This is a genomic window from Chthonomonas sp. (assembly GCF_035294505.1).
Taxonomy (GTDB): domain Bacteria; phylum Armatimonadota; class Chthonomonadetes; order Chthonomonadales; family Chthonomonadaceae; genus Chthonomonas.
The window spans coordinates 1-18,322 of record NZ_DATGKU010000228.1 but is presented as its reverse complement, the minus strand read 5'-3'; the positions used below and the strand labels follow the sequence as shown (position 1 = coordinate 18,322).

The following is an 18,322-nucleotide window of genomic DNA, read 5'->3' as shown; positions in this document are numbered from 1 at the left end:
GGGTGTCTCCATCAGGGTTAACGTGGGCAGCAAGGACCACGCGTTCTGTGCTACAGAGCGCTCTTGCCACAGCCAGAGCCGCTTTTCTCATGAATCGGTACTGCTATCTCCTTTCACTTCTTTAGACCCATCGGGTGTTTCGACCTCATGGGGTTTCAGATCGCTCTCTACGGAACGGAGCAGTTCCGCGATCTGCAGACCCCGCTCGATGCCGTGGTCGAGGCGGAATTCAAGCTCCGGGGCGACCCGCAGATGGGCACGACGAGCAAACTCGCCGCGGAGCAGCCCGGCAGCCCCGTTGAGGGCTTTAAGACACTGCTTTTGAGCCTCCTCGTCTCCGAGAACACTTACGTAGACTTTGGCATGGCGCAAGTCTCGTGAGATTTCGGCAGCGGTGAGCGTCACAAAACCAAGGCGCGGATCACGCAGCTCTTTGTGAAGAATGTCGCTTATTTCATGCAATAGTTGCTCCTGAACTCTTTGCTGACGTACGCTCATGGTTTTTTCTCTCTTTCTAAGTAGACGGGCTACAATCTAAAAATATTCGGAAACTTTTCTTAAAACCTTATCGTTTCTAGCCGGCGTCGGCATGAAATGTGAGTCGTTCCTTTTCGATGCCTCACCATATCTCGCGCTCTATTGGGCCTACGTCAATGTTGGGGTTGGCCTCCAACGTGTTCAACAGGCTATCGAGCACACGCTGGAGGTGGCGGTTATCGTTAGAGACGCAGGCCACTCCGAGAACCGCCTGTTGCCAAACGTCAAGCCCATCAACTTCTGCAATAGATACGTTATATTTGCGCCGCATCGTATCTATAAGGCTCTGTACGATCTGGCGTTTCTCTTTCAGCGAGCGCACCTCATGAAGGTAGATGGTAAGTGTTAGGGTGGCGACATGCATGGCGCGATCTCCTCCAGGTTAGCTGCGGGCGACCTCCTGCATCTCGTAGCACTCGATGATGTCGTCGGGCTGAACGTCCGTCCAGTTCTCGATGACCATTCCGCACTCGTAGCCTTGCAGCACCTCACGCACATCGTCTTTCAGACGGCGCAGGCTTTCGATGCGGCTTGTAAAAATCTTCTCTTTGTTGCGAATAATTCGCACTTCCGCACCCCGTACTACTTTCCCCTCAATGACCGAACAGCCGGCGATCACCAGGCCTTTCGGTGTCTGGAAGCGCTGCAGCACACGTGCCCGGCCAAGCATTACCTCTTCGTAGATTGGGGTCAACAGGCCCTTTACCGCCTTCTGCAGGTCTTCCGTAAGGTCGTAGATGATGTTGTAGAGGCGAATATCCACCCCATCGCGCTCGGCCGCTTTCTGGGCAGCGGCATCCGCACGCACGTTGAAGCCGATAATTACCGAATCGGTCGCCACCGCGAGGCTCACGTCGCTTTCGGTAACGGAGCCGATGCCGCTGTGTTTCACCGAAACATGGATATCGTCGCTTTGGGCCTCCTGAGCGATCTTGTTGATCTGCCCGAGCACCGCTTCGAGGCTACCCTGCACATCGGCTTTAACGATGAGATTGAAGTCTTTCGTAGCCTCCTCGGCGACCTGGCGCGAAAGGTCTGCGAGAGAGATTCGGCGTGTGGTGCTTGTGAGGCGCTCGGCGCGTACCTTCTCTTGGCGCTTTTCGGCAATTTGGCGTGCCTCTTTTTCATTTTTTACTACCTCCACCACATCCCCGGCCATAGGGGCACTATTTAAGCCCAGCACTTCAACAGGGGTAGAAGGCGGTGCCTTTTGCAGGCGTTCACCACGTTCATTGGTCATCGCGCGCACTTTGCCGTAGGTTAGCCCGGCAACAATACTATCGCCGACCCGTAGGGTGCCTGACTGCACCAGCACGGTGGCTACCGGCCCACGCCCCGGCTCAAGTTTGGCCTCGATGATGGTTCCACGAACGGGGCCGTTTGGGTCGGCTTTGAGATCATGCAGTTCGGCCAATAACAGGATATACTCAAGCAGGTCTTGAATTCCCTGGCCTGTTTTTGCGGAGACCTCCACCACAGGCACGTCGCCGCCGTACTCTTCTACCAAAAGGTTGTGTTCTGCAAGTTGTTGCTTCACGCGGTCGGGGCGGGCATCGGGTTTGTCAATTTTATTAATGGCCACGATAATGGGTACCTCAGCGGCTTGGGCATGGTGGATGGCCTCAACCGTTTGCGGCATAACGCCATCGTCTGCTGCCACCACAAGAACCACGATGTCGGTGACACTGGCACCTCGGGCGCGCATCTGGGTAAAGGCTTCATGCCCAGGGGTATCGAGAAAGGTAATGCGCGCAGGCTGCCCATTATGTTGTATCTCCACCTGATATGCGCCGATGTGTTGGGTAATGCCTCCGAACTCTCCTTCGGCCACATGGGTTTTACGAATGGCGTCTAAAAGAGAGGTCTTGCCGTGGTCTACATGGCCCATGACGGTTACCACGGGGGGGCGTGGTTGTAGAGTGCCTGTGCCGGGCTTATACCGTGCGTTTTTCGGCGCCGAGGCCGCCGGGGCGGATGCAGGCGACTTAATGCGCAATTTAAACCCATAGGCCGCTGCAAGCCGCTCGGCCAGAGCGGTACTAAGCCGTTGATGCGGGCCTACCAGTTCGCCAAGCTGCATCATTTTCTTTGTGGCTTCGGTGGGGCTTATGCCTATGGCCTCGGCCACCTCCTTCAAGGTGGCATTGGCCGGCACCTCGATCTCCTTTGCATCGGCGGCGCTTTGCCCTAGCATCTCCTGCACAGCCGTTGCCGTTTCATGGTCAAGTACCGTGCTGTTGGGGTCAGAAACGGCGATACCTAAGTCCTGCAGAGCGGATGTTAGTTCCGCTACCGTAATGTTCAGCGTTTTAGCAAGCTCTGTTACGCGAATTCCTCTAGCCTCTATCATTCTGTTCTCCTATCTCCAGTTGCTGTGCCGGCGGTGGTTCTGCAGGCGCAGTTGCATTATTCTGCGAAACTATCTGAAGCAGCTCTTGAAACAGTTCAGGCGCTATTTTTTCCACCTTAAGAGAGCGCTCCAGCTTTTTCTGTTTCCGGGCCTGCTCAACGCATTCCACGCGTGCGCACACGTAGGCACCCCGCCCCGACATTTTTCCTTTGGCATCATAACAGACGGTGCCATCGGGCTGGCGCACCACGCGCAGAAGGGCGCGTTTTGCGTCTGTGGTTCGGCAGGCGACACAGGTACGTATAGGCACACGGCGCGGTCTCATACCGGCTTTGAATCCTTCTTTCATTAAGACTTGAAGGCTTTGAGGCAACAGGGGGTTAGGAGGAGAACGCAACAGAGGAAAGCGCGTTGCGTTTGGGTGGACGGATGAATGGACACTTAAGCTCTCTTCATCGCGTCTCCTCCCTTGACGGGCTTACCGCAGCCACGTCCTGTTTTTCCTCATTGGCCTTGCGGGCAGAAAATTGAGAAGATAGCCCGCTCATTTGTTAAAATTCCCGATCGTTTTCACGAGCATGCCCTCAAGACACCGACTTTGGCGAGGCAACAGAGGTCGCGCCGGCACTGTCTTGTTCCGGGTTTTCCAAAGTGCCATGTTCTTCTAGAGGATGGCTTTGCGGGTGCTTGCCATCAGCCTCTGCCGGTTGGGAAGCTTTGGCCAGCTGCGACTCGCTGCGAATGTCAATACGCCATCCGGTGAGGCGAGCGGCCAACCGAACATTTTGGCCGGACTTACCGATCGCCAGGGAGAGCTGGTTATCGGGCACCACCACCAGGGCGCTCTTGGTTGTCGGATCAAGCTCTACCTTTGTGACTTTGGCAGGCGAGAGCGATTCGGCGATATAGGCCGTATCGTCCGCGCTCCATCGCACGATGTCAATCTTTTCGTTATAAAGCTCGTTCACGATGTTCTGAACGCGAATGCCTCGCGGGCCGATGCAGGCGCCTTGGGCATCCACCTTCTCATCTCGGCTCATTACGGCCACTTTGGAGCGCGCCCCCGGCTCTCGCACCACGCTTTTAATGATCACCGTGCCATCCTCGATTTCAGGAACCTCAAGCTCAAAGAGCCGACGGATAAGCCCAGGGTGGGTTCGGGAAACAATGACCTGCGGGCCTCGCGGCGTCTCTCTTACTTCTAATACGTAGACCTTGATGCGATCGTTGAGATCGTAAGGTTCGGTCTCTACCTGTTCCTGAGGTGGAAGAATAGCATCCACTTTGCCCAGATGAACGATCACATTGCGCCCTTCGCGACGGTGTACCGTGCCGGTAACCACCGTATCAACCTTATCCGCGAACTCCTCATAGGTTTTATGTCGTTCGGCCTCACGAATACGTTGCAGCACAACATTTCGAGCCGTTTGGGCGGCAATGCGCCCCATCTCCTCCATAGAGCTAGGCAGATCGATCTCGATCTGTTCGCCCACGTTCACCCCAGGGCGCAGCTTACGGGCCTCTTGCAGAGAGATTTCGTTGGGGGAGGTTGTTGGGTGGTCTACCACCGTTTTCTCCATGTAGACCCGATAGCTCACGCGATTGCCTTTTTCTTGAAGAATTTTCACCTTCACCTCGCCGCTCAAGAAATGGCTGCGACGGTAAGCGGTGGCCAAAGCGACCTCTACCATCTCAATAAGTTCCTGTAACGGTATCTCTTTATCACGGGCTATCTGTTGTAAGACGTCTAGAAACTCCCCATTCATAACTCAATCTCCCGAAGCCACGCGGGCTTGCCTCAAGAAAGGACCAACCTTTTTGAAACAAAGGAGTGGGCCTCAGCCCACTCCTCATGAGTGCCGTCTGCCTTCTTGTTTTTCAATTATACCACACCGTTTAGCAGAAGGCAAGAGAGATAAGCAAAGTTGCTATTTCTCTCATATTTTTTATTTCCATTTCCTGAAAAAGCAATGCTGTCGGCTGGTTCTCTCGCCCGATTCAGTGGCCATGTAGACTTGTATGCTCTCTAAGGTAGAGGGCTATTCATCGAACAGAGAGGTGATCGATTCGTTGCTATTAGCCCTTCTTATCGCTTCTGCAAACAGATTCGCTACGGAGAGCACCTTCAGCTTTGGGTGGCGTTTTTCCACGGGCAGAGCCACCGAATCGGTCACGATGAGCGCCGCGATTTCCGGGCGGGAACAGATGCGTTCCACCGCCGAACCCACCAACACCCCGTGGGTGGCCGCCACGTAGATTTGACGACGGCATCCGTGGCTTAAGAGGGCCTCTACGGCCTGTAGGATGCTGCTGCCGGTGGTGATCATATCCTCCACGATGATCGGTATCTTATCGTTTACATTGCCGGCGAGGTGGGTAACCTCTGGCGAGAGCATGTCGGGACGATGTTTATAGCCTACGGCCAGCTCCACCTGGAGTGCCTGTGCCACTTGGCGCACCTTTTTAACACGCCCCTCATCCGGCGACACAACAACGACCTCCGGTAAAAGCGCCTGCAGTTCTGAGGCAAAGTAGTCAATAAACAGGTTTACCGCGGTCAGGTGGTCTAACGGAATGTTGAAGAACCCTTGTATGGCATCGGCATGGAGGTCTAGGCACATAATGCGATGGGCACCCGCCGCCACCAGCATATCCGCCACGAGTTTCGCCATGATCGGCTCTCTGGGTAACGTTCTTTTTTCTTGGCGGGCATATCCATAGTAAGGAATAACAGGGGTGATGCGTCGAGCGGAAGCACGGCGTAGGGCATCTATGGCGGCAAGAAGCACCATAAGATTGGTATCTACCGGTGGGCTGGTGGGTTGAATGATGTAGGCATCGGTTCCTCTCACGCTTTCTTCAAAGCGTACGTAGCTTTCCCCATCGGGAAACTGCCTATAGATCATTTTCCCTGCCGGCACGCCTAACTTCTCGATCACCGCGTGGGCAAGCTCCGGGTTTCCCGGCCCGGCGAACACTTTCAACTCAAATTCGGAAGGCGAAGGGTTTTGCAATGGTCTCTCCCAACATAAGAAGTGCGAATCGTTATACCGCATAGCCCTACTGTCAAGTAACAAAGAAAATAGGGCTAAAATGGAGAAGGTGCTTTTCTCAACTGCGTTGAATAGTACATAATAAATCTCTATATGAACCTGCCATTGAAAGAGTGCGCGCATCATCTTAGGTTTAAGATGGCTCTAACACGCTTCGCATGGCAAAACAACCACGCCCCCACAGGGTCTAGGGCTGCACTGTTATTGGGAAATGAAGAATATGTGGCGAATACAGATGTTCGGCGCTCTCCGAGCGGAGTTTGGGCGTTATCGAATAGAGCGTTTCGCCACCAAAAAAGCGAGCGTGCTTTTGGCCTATCTTGCGCTACACGTTGGTCACCTGTTTCCACGTGAGGAGTTGGCCGTCTTGCTATGGCCGGATGCCGACGAAGAGACGGGACGACATAATCTCCGCATGGCGCTTAGTACCCTGCGCAAACAGTTTCGTATTCCCTCTATGACAACCGAAAGCCTCTTCACCGTGAGCCGGGACTATGTAGGGCTACGCAAACAGGCGGTTGTTACGGATGTGGCGGAGTTTGATGCATTGCTTATGGAGGCGCAAGCGACGAAAGAGGCCGGGCGGCTTGAGCTGCTGTCGCGCGCCGTAAGCCTCTACCAAGGCGACCTCCTTCCCGGCTTCTATGAGGATTTCATCCTTTTGGAACGACAGCGCCTCGCCGATAAATGGCAGCAGGCCTTGCGTGACCTGATCGGGCTGCTCCAAAAACAAGAGGCATTTGGCCAAGCCACCGAGTATGCTTATCGCGCTTTGGCCTACGACCCACTAGACGAATCGGTGCAGTATCTGCTGTTGCAGCTTCTGGCCGCTCAAGGGCAATACGAGCGCGCACTCCAGCGCTATCAAGAGATAGAGCGTCTCTTCCAGGAGCAGTTGCAATCGCCTCCACCGCAATCGTTGCGCCAACTGGCCGAAGGCATCAAAAAGCATCTCTCCGATGACGCTTCGCCCAGGTCAACACTCTTTCTCTCAGCTTTTCCGTTACACTCTGAGGAGGTGCCATCGTCAACTCCTCCCCTTAGCAACACGTTGCCCCTGTACTTAACGGGTTTTTTCGGCCGTGAGCAGGAGCTTCAACTCGCTCTTGAAAAACTCCAGCCCGATCGTCAAGAGGTACGTCTGCTCTCGATAACAGGCCCGGGCGGGGTAGGCAAAACCCGCCTTGCCGTAGAGGTCGCACACCTGCTAAGGCAGGTGTGTCCTGAACAGATCGCGTTTGTGCCTCTGGCGGAGCTTTATCACAAAGATCAACTTGTTGAAGCGATCATTGCCGTACTCAAAGGGCCTCCTGACACTTCCCTGCCGGTGGAGGAGCGGTTAAAACTGGCCCTCTCGAACCGGAAACTGTTGTTGGTGCTCGATAATTTTGAACAGATGGAGGAGGACTGCGCGCTCTTCCTACGCCGGCTTTTGGAATCGCATCCGAACCTTCGTTTGCTTGTTACCTCGCGCCGTCGCCTCAACCTCGAAATAGAGCACGAAATTCCGCTGAATCCTCTGCACGTGCCCGAACAGCCGGTAGATCAAAACCAGCTTCTCGAGTTCGCCGCGATTCAGACATTTCTGGAACGCGCCCAACGCAAGCGACCCGACTTTACCCTGACGGAGCGCAATGCCGAAGCTGTGCGGCAGTTGTGCCATCATCTAGATGGTCTGCCACTCGCCATCGAGCTGGCCGCGGCTTGGGTGCCGGTGATGAGCCCCTCGCAGATGCTGTCTCGTCTGGAGCATCGTTTCGAACTGCTGGTTAATCGCCAGCGAGATACGATGCAGCGACACCGCACGCTCAAGGAGACGGTTGCCTGGAGCTATCAGATGCTGCCGGAAAGCCTCCAAACGCTGCTGCGCGGTCTCAGCGTTTTCCGTGGAGGGTGGACGACCGAGGCAGCTGCGTGGGTGTGTGGTGAGGCCGCTTTAGAGGGGCTTCTTACATTGCTCGATCACTCTCTGGTTACCACCTACCCCGTCGGTGTGGAGCAGCAACGCTGGCGCATGTTGGAGACTATCCGCGAGTTTGCCTACGAGCAACTCTCTCAAGAAGAACGCACAACCTTGTGCCATCGCCATGCGCTCTACTATGATGGGCTGTTAAAACAGGCTAAAGCCGCAGGTTCGCTAGGTGTGCCCCAATGGATGCCGATCATCGAAACGGAAAGAGAAAATATACGGGCTGCTATTGAATGGTGTTTAACCGGGCGCGAACTGCCTTTGGGGGTGCAGCTCGGCAAGGCTTCAGATGAGTTTTGGCGCGGTTTGGGCTATCGCTTGGAGCGGCGCCGCTGGCGGGAGCTGGCCTTCCAACGTTTAGCCGAGCTGCCACCCGATTTACAGGCTACGGTTTTTCAGAATGTGGCCATGACCGGTCGTCCCGATGCCATCGAGTTGCTTGAGAAAGCGTTAGAGATATATCGTGAGCATGAAGATAGAAGCGGCATCGGTGGCACACTCGATCTTATGGCCCAGCTCTACGCGGATAACCAGCAGTACGACAGGGCGATGGAGCTTTATCAGCGTTCGCTGGAACTTCGTAAGCAAATAGGCGATATGGTGAACTACGGCATTACTCTGGCCAATCTAACCGGTCTCTACACTTTTCTGGGGCGCTATCACGAATCGCTTCCCCAACTTGCGCTCTGTTTACGCCTGAATGAAGAGCACTATGACCCCGGTACGGAAGCGGTATTACGTCGTGCTATCGGTGAGATCAAACGGCAGCAGGGTGCTCTCACCGAAGCCTATGAACAGCTATCAACAGCGCAGCGGATTTTTCAGATGCGTAGGGAGGATGCCCAAATCGTTCGAAACCTCTATGCTTTGGCTTTAGTGGAAGCGATGCGAGGAGATTGCGCAAGCGCTTTGGCCTGGATGGAGGAGCAGCAGCGGCTGGTAAGGGAGATCGCCAAAAGGTCGCAGAGTAGGATAAGTTTTCGTTTGCGCCTCGAACTGCTCTGGCAGATGGGGCGCTGGGAAGAGCTTGCAGAGGTTTATCGCGGAGCGCGAGAACAGCAGCAGGCCTATACAGATAGCATCAACCCCGCCGATCAGGCCTCGCTTTTATTTGTGCAAGCGATGTTGGCAGAAAAAGAGGGACGTGAGGAGGTTACGGTGGAACTGCTTGAAGAGGCGTCGAAAATTACACAGGATACCGACACCATCGCGTGGGATGAGGCCGCTCGCGCCAAAACGCTCCAAGGGATGCTGTTATGGCGTTTAGGACACATCAGCGCCGCACGGGAAGCCATCCTGCACTCTATGGCGCTCTGTGACCGAAGCGGGCTTTTGCCCGAACAAGAGCGATTGCTGCGGCGTGTGGGGCAGCAGCTCGTGTGGTTAGGTCGCTATGAAGAGGCTCATCCGCTGCTGGCAACCGCCGAAACCCTGCGCATAACCGGCGGTTGGGTCATTCCACCGATAGAAAAAGGCGATTACGACCGATCGGTACAGCGTTTAAGAGAGGCCCTAAACCTAACATCGCCGTCGCTGAAATCGGCAAACATGCAACCAGAGGATTGGCGTGATGTATGGCTCCGATTACCGGCACTGCTAGAGTAGAATGCTTAGGTGGCTAAGGGTGAGAAGGGCGCAAAACTTGACAGCAAAAGAAAATTGGGTTAGAAAAAAGACCGGTAATCGTTTAAGCAAAAGGAGCGAGCCATGCCTATTTACGAATACCTTTGCTCCGGGTGCCGCCGCCGTTTCCGCAAACTGGTGGGGATGGTGGCCGGTGAGGTATCTTTAGTCTGCCCGCGCTGTGGTAGCACGGAGGTGTCGCGGCTGATCAGCCGATTCTCGCGCTTGCGTGGCGAGGATGAGGCTTTAGACGCGATGGCCGATGAGCTTGAGGGGCTAGACGAGAACGATCCCAAAGCGGTACGCCGCATGATGCGTACTCTTAGCAGGGAGATGGGAGAGGATATGGATGAAGAGGAGCTGGAGCAGGCGCTCCTCGAATCGGAAGAGGGAGAGGCCGAGGAGGCGCCTGAATAGAAGCCGATGCGTTTAAGGCATGTCCTCTTTAGGGTGCGCGTGAATAAAATCCGCATAGGCTTCCAGCGATGGACGCGGTTGTAAGAAGCCGTGTTTGACGCCGTTTTGTTTGATCACAGCGTAAAGTCCCCATGTATATTCCACAGGCCCATGGGTACGACTAGGCCCGTCGAAAGGAAACGTCCAAAACACCTTCTCTACGGCCGGATCGGCAAAGTTCACCCTCAGCGTGTCTGTTAAGTACTTCGCTTGAGAAAGTGGGCCGTCTTTGTAGCCGGCATCGTTCTGTTCTGATGGGTCTGCCGGATAGGCAACCTCATCTATCCAAATGGGCAGCTCCCTACCGGCATCCCGTCGCATGACCCGATGAAGATCGGCCAACCACTTAGCTTGCGCGATGGGCGGAATATCGTTGTAATGAAGGTTCATTACGTCTATGTTCTTATAAAGTGGATAGGTTGGATCGATAACTAAGGCCCGATAGTACTTTGAGTTAGGCATTGTCGCCGGATCGTCCCACCACACACATCCCGACATAACTATCGCTCTGGGGTCTTCTCTATGAATAGCCCGATATGCCAGCCCGAGAGCTTTGGCGTAGGTCGAGGCAGACCATGCTCCGCCCACGCGTCGGTCAAGCAGCACCGGTTCGTTCAGTACCTTCCAGGCCATAACCATGCCACGATAACGGTGTGCAAGTTGAGCGGCGTAGTTGCTCCAGTCGTTCCAATTTCGTGGCGGGTAGTCCCATGGGTCGGAACTACCGCCCGTTGCCGTCGAAGCCCATCTCGGCGTACCTCCTAGCTCGGCAAGCACGCGCATGTGATATCTGGCCGCTACCTCAACGATCCGGTCCGTTGTAGCGAAGTTCCACACTCCTTGGTGTGGCTCAACCGTGTTCCACTCCAGTCCGATGCGCACGTAGCCAATACCCGCTCTGGAAAGCCCTGTTAGTAGCGTCGGTAATTGGCGTATTCCCAGTTCGTTGCGCACCAAAACAAGGTTGAGGTCTACACCGTAAGGACTATCTGGCGGTAGAGGTGTGTGCTGTTGAAAGGCAGTTTGCGCTTTTGCTCCAATGCCCCATAGGAGACAAAAACCGCAGATGGCGGCTATGGATAGGGTTCTTCTCATGGTTCGTCCTCTTTAAAATGCTAAGAAGCTAACCATCTTGTGTATTGACTTTCTTGCAGCTTCTTTCAATAGCCATAGACGCACTGAAAGGGATAGGGTTCACAGAAAAAACAACTAAAAAGAACACAACGTTGCTGGGAAGCAGCTTCTCCACAAAATTCAAATACTTTTACGAGGGCCGATTCGGCCTTTGGTTAGAAATGGCCCCAAATCAGACTGTAGAGCAGTATTGCCAAAACGATGAGCGTGACGACAACATACAGGCCGTCTTTTTCACGGATAAACGCATAGATCGAAAAGATAACACGAGCGATAGGGGTGGCGATGAGAAGCAGAAGACCGAGCTGAATAATGCCGCGACTATGTCCCTGAAGCGCATCGTGGATAACGCCGGTGACGCTGCGTAGGTCTGATGGCGCTTCTTGAAAGGTATGGTAGTGTATTTTCTCGTTACCGTACTTAAACAGGTAGAGAATGCCTCCTATGAAAACAACGGCGGCGGAGAGGAGCACACCGATCCGAAGTAGATTGCCGATGACGATCTCTATCTGCTCATCGCGCCAGTCTTGGTTGGGAGCTTTGATCTCCTCTGCAGATGTTTGTGAAAACGCTTTTTGTCCCTCTTCCACGCTAGAGCCTCCCCGTAATTCCATTGAAAATCATCTCGAGGGCAAGCGCAAGAATCACCAGACTAAAGACGGTGCGCAGCATCTTAACCCGTGCGAACACGAGGAGACGCGCGCCGAGCAGAGAACCCATAAGCACACCCAGCATCACCGGCATCGCGAGCCCTGGGTCAATATAGCCTCTATCAAGGTAGATACCTGCACTCGCCGCCGCAGTAACCCCGATCATAAAGTTACTCGTGGTGGTAGAGACCTTGAAGGGGATGGACATCGCCTGATCCATTGCCAACACTTTTACCGCTCCCGATCCGATGCCTAAAAGCCCCGAGAGCGCACCGGCCACAAACATGAGGCTAAAACCGGTCGGCACGTGGTAGACGTTATAGCTTTTCATACCCTCCGCAGTAGGGTAGGTGCCGTTCATGCGAAGTCGGGTAGCTAGCGGGTCGGGCGGCGCTTCCACCACATGCTCCTCTTTGGGTTTACTCGACAGATAAGAGGAGTAAAGCAGCACCAATCCGAAAATAATAGCGATGGTACTTGTATGCACATGAGCGGCAATAAACGCCCCTAAAATAGCTCCCGAAGTCGTTGCCACCTCGAGAAACATGCCGATCCGGATGTTGGAGTAACCTTCTTTCACGTAGGCCGCGGCAGCGCCGGAAGAGGTTGCGATAACGGAGATGAGGGAGGCGCCGATTGCATAGCGGATGTCCACATGAAACACAAGCGCCAGCAGCGGCACGATAACGACGCCACCCCCCAGACCGGTGAGCGCGCCGATAAGCCCGGCAAGAAAAGAGCCGATCCAGATCAGTATGGTGAATGGAAGGACGGTCAAGGTTGTTCTGTTTCTTTTGTGAAAATAAAAGAGCCTGTGACAGGGAACGAACCCCACTTTAATACGTTTCTACACGCCGAATTGTTACCTTAAATTTTAGCCCATGTGGGTACCTCGGTAGCCCTCTGCACGAAGGGGGCTTAGGAATGCGGCACGGAACCTTCGCAAATGGAGCCAAAAACGGATAAACTAACTACTCGGCAGAACGTTGGAGATTGAAGAGAGGTATGGGCTACGAAAAAGTTTGTATTCTCGGGCTTGACTGTGCAGAGCCGAGCCTCGTTTTTGAGAGGTATCGCGAGGAACTTCCGTTTCTTGCACGGTTAATGGCTAGGGGGTGCTACGGCCCCTTAGAGAGCACGGTGCCCCCTATTACCGTGCCTGCTTGGATGTGCATGATGACCGGCTGCGACCCAGGCGCATTGGGCATCTACGGTTTTCGGAATCGCCGTGACCGCTCTTATGGTGCCTTGGAGTTCGCCAATAGCCGTATGGTATGCGAGCCAACTCTTTGGGAACTCCTTGGAGAGCAGGGCAAAGAAAGCCTTATTCTGGGGGTACCGCTAACCTATCCTCCTAAACCTCTCAAAGGGGTGCTGGTAAGCGATTTTCTGGCCCCAAGCACCCAAGAAGAGTACACCTATCCGCCGGAACTGCGGCAAGAGATCGCCCAGGTGGTTGGAGACTATCTGTTAGATGCACGTGGGTTTCGCGAAAAAGACCGTGACGCTCTCCTCGCCGAAATCTACACGATGACCGAGAGACGTTTTACGCTCGCAAAGCACCTCCTTACAACGCGTTCCTGGAATCTCTTCGTAATGGTGGAGATGGGCCCCGATCGCATGCATCACGCTTTTTGGCGCTACATGGATGCGCACCACCCCTTCCACCAGCCAAAACATCGCTTTGCTAACGCCATTCGGAACTACTATCGCTATCTCGACTCCCAGATCGAGGCTTTGGTGCAACTTCTCGACGAAAATACTCTCCTGTTGGTGGTATCCGACCATGGGGCTAAGCGTATGGTGGGTGGCTTTTGCTTCAACGAGTGGCTGATGCAAGAGGGATATCTCGTGCTAAAAACCGTGCCCGAAACCCCCACCAAATTCTCCCCAGACATGGTAGATTGGAGCCGCACACGCGCTTGGGGCGACGGCGGCTACTATGGACGACTGTTTCTTAACGTGCTCGGCCGTGAGCCACAGGGAACGGTGCCTCCCGAGGAGGTTGAGGCGTTGAAGCAAGAGCTTATTCGGCGCATCGAGGCGCTTCCCGACGATAACGGACGCCCCATGGGCAATCGCGTATTTCGACCGGAGGAGGTCTATACATCCTGCCGAGGAGTCCCCCCCGATCTTATCGTCTACTTCGGCGACCTGCATTGGCGTTCCGTAGGCAGCGTGGGGCATAACACTTTGTGGACTCACACCAACGACACCGGCCCCGATGACGCCAATCATGCTCCCTTTGGCATCTTTCTTATGGCCGATGTAAAGGCACTTCGCAGTACAGCAGCACCCGCAAAGGCAATGGATGCGACGGGTGCCCTTAAGGGCCTCTCTCTCTATGATATTGCGCCTACGGTGTTGAACGCTTTTGGTCTCCCCATTCCTGCGAATATGAGGGGGAAGATTATCGAGAGGAGCCAAGAGGGGGAGCCTGCATCTAACCTGAGGCAGGCACTCTCGCCATCGGCACCACTGCAAGAGGAACGCGCTTACACGGAACAAGAAGAAGAGGAGTTGGCGCGTCGGTTAGAGGAGCTGGGCTATATCTGAAAGAGGACGAGAAGATGCGCGTTGCGGTGATCGGGTTGGGCGGCACAGGAAGTGCTGCCTGTAGGTATCTGGCGCAGGCGGGCCATACGGTGGTCGCTTACGAGCAGTTTCGTGTGGGAAACGATAAGGGAAGTTCCTACGGCGAGTCGCGTGCGATCCGCTATGGCTATACCGATTCGTTTTATACCCATCTGATGAAGCTTGCCTACCGATGTTGGGATGAGTTGGAGGCGGAGGCGAACGAGGAGCTACGGGTACGTTGTGGCAGCCTCTTTTTTGGTGAGGAGGGCAATGCCTTTTTGGGCAAAACAACCCAGGCACTCGACGCAGAGAACATTCCCTATGAACTGCTCGACAAGGGAGAGGTGGAGAAGCGCTTCCCGGCGATTCGGCTGGCGGAGAACGAGATGGCCTGCTATCAAGCGGAGGGCGGCTTTTTGCGTGCGACACGCTGCGTGCTGGCCAACGTTCGGTTGGCACAGCAGCATGGGGCGCAAATTCGGGAGCATACCCCCGTTCACCAACTTATTACGGGCCGTGAGCGACCGGTAGTGGTTAGCTCACATGGAGAGGAGACCTTCGATAGGGTCATCGTTACGGCCGGCCCCTGGATAAGCAAACTCTTTCCCGATCTGCATCTGCCTTTAGAGGTAACGCGGCAGCAGGTGGTCTATCTTCAGATCGCGCGGCACCCGGAGCGCTTCTTGCCCGGAGCGTTTCCGGTTTGGATTGATACCGACCGGCTGATCTATGGCTTTCCGCAGGATGGCAAAGTAGAAGGGGTTAAACTGGCCGATCATAATCTGGGCGAGCCGGTAGACCCCAATTCCGTAAATCGCGTGGTGGATGAGAGCTATCGTTTAGAAATGGTGGCCTACGCTCTGAAGCGCTTTCCCGATCTTTGTGACCGTGTTACCTACTCGCAGGTATGTCTCTATACCAACACGCCGAATGAGGATTTTATTCTGGATGCGGTTCCGCATAACCCGAATGTCTGGTTGGTAAGCGGTTGTTCGGGGCACGGCTTCAAATTCACGGCGTTGTTAGGCAAACTGGTTGCCGTATTGGCCACCGATGCAGCGGAGCAAGAGCCACTCCTTGCGACGGAGCTACGTTCCATAAGGCGTCGCTTTGCTCTAAGTCGTTTCTTGAAGCCATCTAGCGGGTAGTCATTAAAGCCAAATGGAACTAGGGAGAGCAGTGGTGGTAAGGGTTTCCGACCTGCTCTCCCTAGCTGGCATTCGTATTCGTTATGGGGTGCCATACACTCTTTTTGCTCCGGCAAAAGGCTGCCCTGGCTGTTGGGTGGTAACGTGAACCGCGCTAGGGCCGCTTCTGCCGAAGGTGCGCCATCCTATGAAACCGATGATCAGCAACAAGACAACGATGACGACAACTCCCACAATTGGGTTGACGTCGCTAGATTTAAGTTTGTCTAGCATGACGTTTCTGCTCCTTTGTTAGTTTGCACCGGTATTGGGATCGCTTGGTGTCGGATCCCACATGGTCTCTTTACACAGATGCCACCAGTCCACATTGCCACCAACAGGCGCTTGGGATTGATGCATGGTTTGTTCGATACGCATCCATTTTGTGTGCCCATCCATGAGGGTCCAGTTATATCCGCCGTTATGTCTTGGAGTTTGTCCTGGGCAGATGATCCGGCCATAGTTTGTTCCGGCGTTGTTAGGCCCACAAGCATATTGGCTGCAACACTGGTCGGGTTCTGGTGGGCAGTACATCTCAGGCCAAGGTTCATGGGAGTTACTGTTCTTCTCTACGAAGACGATGAAGTTAGCGGGCTGCTCCACTCCGGCCTCTTTACCGCCGGTGTTGCCCATTGCCGATGCACCTACATAGAGCATATAGCTTCGGAGTAGATTTTTGGGGTTGTCTTGGGGCCATACAAACGTGGCTCCGTAACTATCGTCTGGGCAGCGGAAAAGACCTTGGTTTTTGACGTAGGGGTAGATAAAGGTGGGCCAGAAGGCCTGTGTCCACCACCAGAGAGGTGGCCCGGTCTCATCGTAATCCTGATCGTACATCATGTAGGCCAAACCGAGCTGTTTCATGTTGCTAAGGCAAGCAACAGCCCGTGCCTTTTCCCGTGCTTGAGCGAAAACAGGAAAAAGGATCGCAGCGAGTATCGCTATTATAGCGATAACGACGAGAAGCTCAATCAGGGTAAAAACCCTTGGGCCTTTTGTGTGTAAGTAGCATCCTTCCAACTCCTTTCATCAACTTTGTTGGCGATTCAGAGCCTTTAGCTTATGCGACGAATTCTCCTCGAAGGGGAAGCCGTCTCCGCATAGCTACTTTGATTATATCACAATGTGCCAAGAAATGCAATCTTAAAATTCATAAATATTGAATCCATTTGTGATTTTCAATCTTAAAAATGAAACCAAACGTTTGATTTTTGAAACTAAACGTTTGGTTTTTGTCAATTTTTCTAAGATTGGACGACAACGGCAAGCCCCTCTTGTGTCGGTGGAAAAGCGATGACTTCTGTGTCATAGAGAACATGTACTCACCGTAACCGCCAATAGAACTATCAAGGCCGCCCTCGGTTTCTAATGAGACAGAACGTCAGGAGAGACAACGCTATTGACGAAAGACGCTATCTGACGCATAATCCATCTAAAGGCCTCGGTGAACTATGAAACCAGATGCATAAAAGGAATAGGAATCTTGAACACACTCATCTACTACCAGACCACCACCCTCGTCGCTCTCGTGTTGATAAGCCTTATGCTGCTAAGCACAGAGATGGGATTTCGATTCGGGAGGCGACGCCATCCAGAGGCTACCGACGCTGTGCGATCACAGGTCGGGGTGGTGCTCGCCGCCATGCTAGGGCTGTTATCGCTTTTGCTTAGCTTTACTTTTTCGTGGGCCTTACAACGCTATGAAGACCGTAGCGAGGCGCTTGTTAGCGAGGCCAACGCCATCGGAACCACCTCCCTAAGAGTCCAACTTCTGCCGACTGAGATGCACGAGAAAATTCAGTCGCTTTTAAGCCAATATACGGAGGCACGCATCCGGGAAAACGAGATTCCTTTGGCAAAGCCTGCAGAACGACAGGCCCAAGTGGAACAGGCACGTCGGCTGACCACACTGCTTTGGAGCGAAGCCATGCAAGCCGTGCAAAAAGACCCTCGGCCGGTTACAAGCGGCCTTTTCGTACAATCTCTCAATCAACTCATTGATGCAGCAAGCGTTACCAACGCAGCCTTCCAAAGAAGGGTACCAGATGTGATCTTGGTAGCCATATTCGTTCTGTCCGTCATCGTTGCGGCCTTGCTTGGCTATGCGTCCGGTCTGGCCGGACATCGGGTTAGCGCCCCAACTTTTCTGCTCGTTGGTGGGATTGTTGTGGCCGTTTTTCTTATCATGGACCTGGATAGACCGCGCAGTGGGTTGATCCAGGTGAACCGTGAGACGCTGCAAAGCCTTCAAGTTTCAATCCTCACTGAGGGGGAGGGCGTCGGCCTTGAGGGGAAGGGCGTCGGCCTTGAAGAACCGATGATACAACCGCCATTTCGAGCCAAAGGCAAGATGCAAAACTGTCATTTCGAGCCGAAGGCGAGAAATCTTGTGTTTCAATCCCCACCGGTTCTGAGGGGGTAGGGCTGCCAGTCTCACGGTTCTAGAGGCAGTTTGTAGAGCAGGTCGGCTTCGTTCGCCCCCTATCCCTTCCTTTCCCCCGATTCGGGAGAAAGGGGGCGGCTGTGGCTAGTTTCCAGATGACAGCGTATCAAAGGAAACCGACAATGAACTTACTGGTCTCCCCTCTCCCAAATTGGGGGAGGGGCGGGGGGGTGGGGGCTGAGGGATAGGAGTGGGGTATGACGAGCCAGCGATACGCCTGTCCTTTCGAGCCGAAGACGAGATAAACAACTGTCATTTCGAGCCGGTTACACAACTGTCATTTCGAGCCGAAGGCGAGAAATCTTGTGTTTCAATCCCCACCGGTTCTGAGGGTTGGGGAGGG

The 18,322-nt window shown here is 54.1% G+C and carries 16 protein-coding genes; 5 read left to right on the top strand and 11 right to left on the bottom strand.

What is annotated here, in order from left to right:
- Positions 1 to 87 precede the first annotated feature (87 nt).
- The 6 genes from rbfA to VKV18_RS13970 form a co-directional block, all read right to left on the bottom strand.
- A complete protein-coding gene (rbfA, locus tag VKV18_RS13995) occupies positions 88 to 498 on the bottom strand; it encodes a 30S ribosome-binding factor RbfA (RefSeq protein ID WP_324204806.1) in 411 nt (136 codons plus the stop codon).
- Between the two features lie 121 nt (positions 499 to 619).
- Positions 620 to 901: a DUF503 domain-containing protein gene (locus tag VKV18_RS13990; RefSeq protein WP_324204805.1), complete on the bottom strand. Its 282-nt coding sequence runs from the start codon at positions 899 to 901 to the stop codon at positions 620 to 622.
- Positions 902 to 919: 18 nt separating this feature from the next.
- A complete protein-coding gene (gene infB / locus VKV18_RS13985) occupies positions 920 to 2,887 on the bottom strand; it encodes a translation initiation factor IF-2 (protein WP_324204804.1) in 1,968 nt (655 codons plus the stop codon).
- Complete coding sequence (gene rnpM / locus VKV18_RS13980; protein WP_324204803.1) at positions 2,874 to 3,212, bottom strand: RNase P modulator RnpM; 339 nt, start codon at positions 3,210 to 3,212, stop codon at positions 2,874 to 2,876. Before rnpM ends, infB begins: the two co-directional genes overlap by 14 nt.
- Before the next feature lie 259 nt (positions 3,213 to 3,471).
- Positions 3,472 to 4,653: a transcription termination factor NusA gene (nusA, locus tag VKV18_RS13975; protein ID WP_324204802.1), complete on the bottom strand. Its 1,182-nt coding sequence runs from the start codon at positions 4,651 to 4,653 to the stop codon at positions 3,472 to 3,474.
- A 273-nt stretch (positions 4,654 to 4,926) separates the two neighbouring features.
- Entirely contained in the window at positions 4,927 to 5,901 is a 975-nt protein-coding gene (locus VKV18_RS13970; protein WP_324204801.1) for a ribose-phosphate diphosphokinase, read from the bottom strand.
- 259 nt (positions 5,902 to 6,160) lie between these two features.
- Here VKV18_RS13970 and VKV18_RS13965 point away from each other — a divergent pair, with 259 nt between their 5' ends.
- Positions 6,161 to 9,514 carry a tetratricopeptide repeat protein gene (locus VKV18_RS13965; protein WP_324204800.1) on the top strand — a complete coding sequence of 1,118 codons (3,354 nt, stop codon included), beginning with the start codon at positions 6,161 to 6,163 and terminating at the stop codon, positions 9,512 to 9,514.
- Positions 9,515 to 9,616: 102 nt separating this feature from the next.
- Positions 9,617 to 9,949 (top strand): zinc ribbon domain-containing protein, encoded by a 333-nt coding sequence (locus VKV18_RS13960; protein WP_324204799.1) that lies wholly within the window; start codon positions 9,617 to 9,619, stop codon positions 9,947 to 9,949.
- A gap of 12 nt (positions 9,950 to 9,961) precedes the next feature.
- Here the strand turns inward: VKV18_RS13960 and VKV18_RS13955 are convergent, their stop codons facing one another.
- From VKV18_RS13955 to VKV18_RS13945, 3 genes are all read right to left on the bottom strand, one after another.
- A complete protein-coding gene (locus VKV18_RS13955) occupies positions 9,962 to 11,083 on the bottom strand; it encodes an endo-1,4-beta-xylanase (RefSeq protein ID WP_324204798.1) in 1,122 nt (373 codons plus the stop codon).
- Between the two features lie 194 nt (positions 11,084 to 11,277).
- Positions 11,278 to 11,712: a DUF1634 domain-containing protein gene (locus tag VKV18_RS13950; RefSeq protein WP_324204797.1), complete on the bottom strand. Its 435-nt coding sequence runs from the start codon at positions 11,710 to 11,712 to the stop codon at positions 11,278 to 11,280.
- A 1-nt stretch (position 11,713) separates the two neighbouring features.
- A complete protein-coding gene (locus VKV18_RS13945; RefSeq protein WP_324204796.1) occupies positions 11,714 to 12,550 on the bottom strand; it encodes a sulfite exporter TauE/SafE family protein in 837 nt (278 codons plus the stop codon).
- 227 nt (positions 12,551 to 12,777) lie between these two features.
- On the opposite strand from VKV18_RS13945, the gene VKV18_RS13940 reads away from it, so the two are divergent.
- Both VKV18_RS13940 and solA read left to right on the top strand, forming a co-directional pair.
- Positions 12,778 to 14,328: an alkaline phosphatase family protein gene (locus VKV18_RS13940; RefSeq protein WP_324204795.1), complete on the top strand. Its 1,551-nt coding sequence runs from the start codon at positions 12,778 to 12,780 to the stop codon at positions 14,326 to 14,328.
- A 14-nt stretch (positions 14,329 to 14,342) separates the two neighbouring features.
- Positions 14,343 to 15,497, top strand: a complete 1,155-nt coding sequence (gene solA / locus VKV18_RS13935) for an N-methyl-L-tryptophan oxidase (protein ID WP_324204794.1) — start codon at positions 14,343 to 14,345, stop codon at positions 15,495 to 15,497.
- Between the two features lie 81 nt (positions 15,498 to 15,578).
- Here solA and VKV18_RS13930 read toward each other — a convergent pair whose 3' ends face one another.
- On the bottom strand, positions 15,579 to 15,770 hold the full coding sequence (locus VKV18_RS13930) for a hypothetical protein (protein WP_324204793.1): 192 nt from the start codon (positions 15,768 to 15,770) through the stop codon (positions 15,579 to 15,581).
- 18 nt (positions 15,771 to 15,788) lie between these two features.
- On the bottom strand, positions 15,789 to 16,556 hold the full coding sequence (locus VKV18_RS13925; RefSeq protein ID WP_324204792.1) for a DUF1559 domain-containing protein: 768 nt from the start codon (positions 16,554 to 16,556) through the stop codon (positions 15,789 to 15,791).
- Between the two features lie 463 nt (positions 16,557 to 17,019).
- On the opposite strand from VKV18_RS13925, the gene VKV18_RS13920 reads away from it, so the two are divergent.
- On the top strand, positions 17,020 to 17,958 hold the full coding sequence (locus tag VKV18_RS13920; protein ID WP_324204791.1) for a hypothetical protein: 939 nt from the start codon (positions 17,020 to 17,022) through the stop codon (positions 17,956 to 17,958).
- The last annotated feature ends 364 nt before the right edge of the window (positions 17,959 to 18,322 follow it).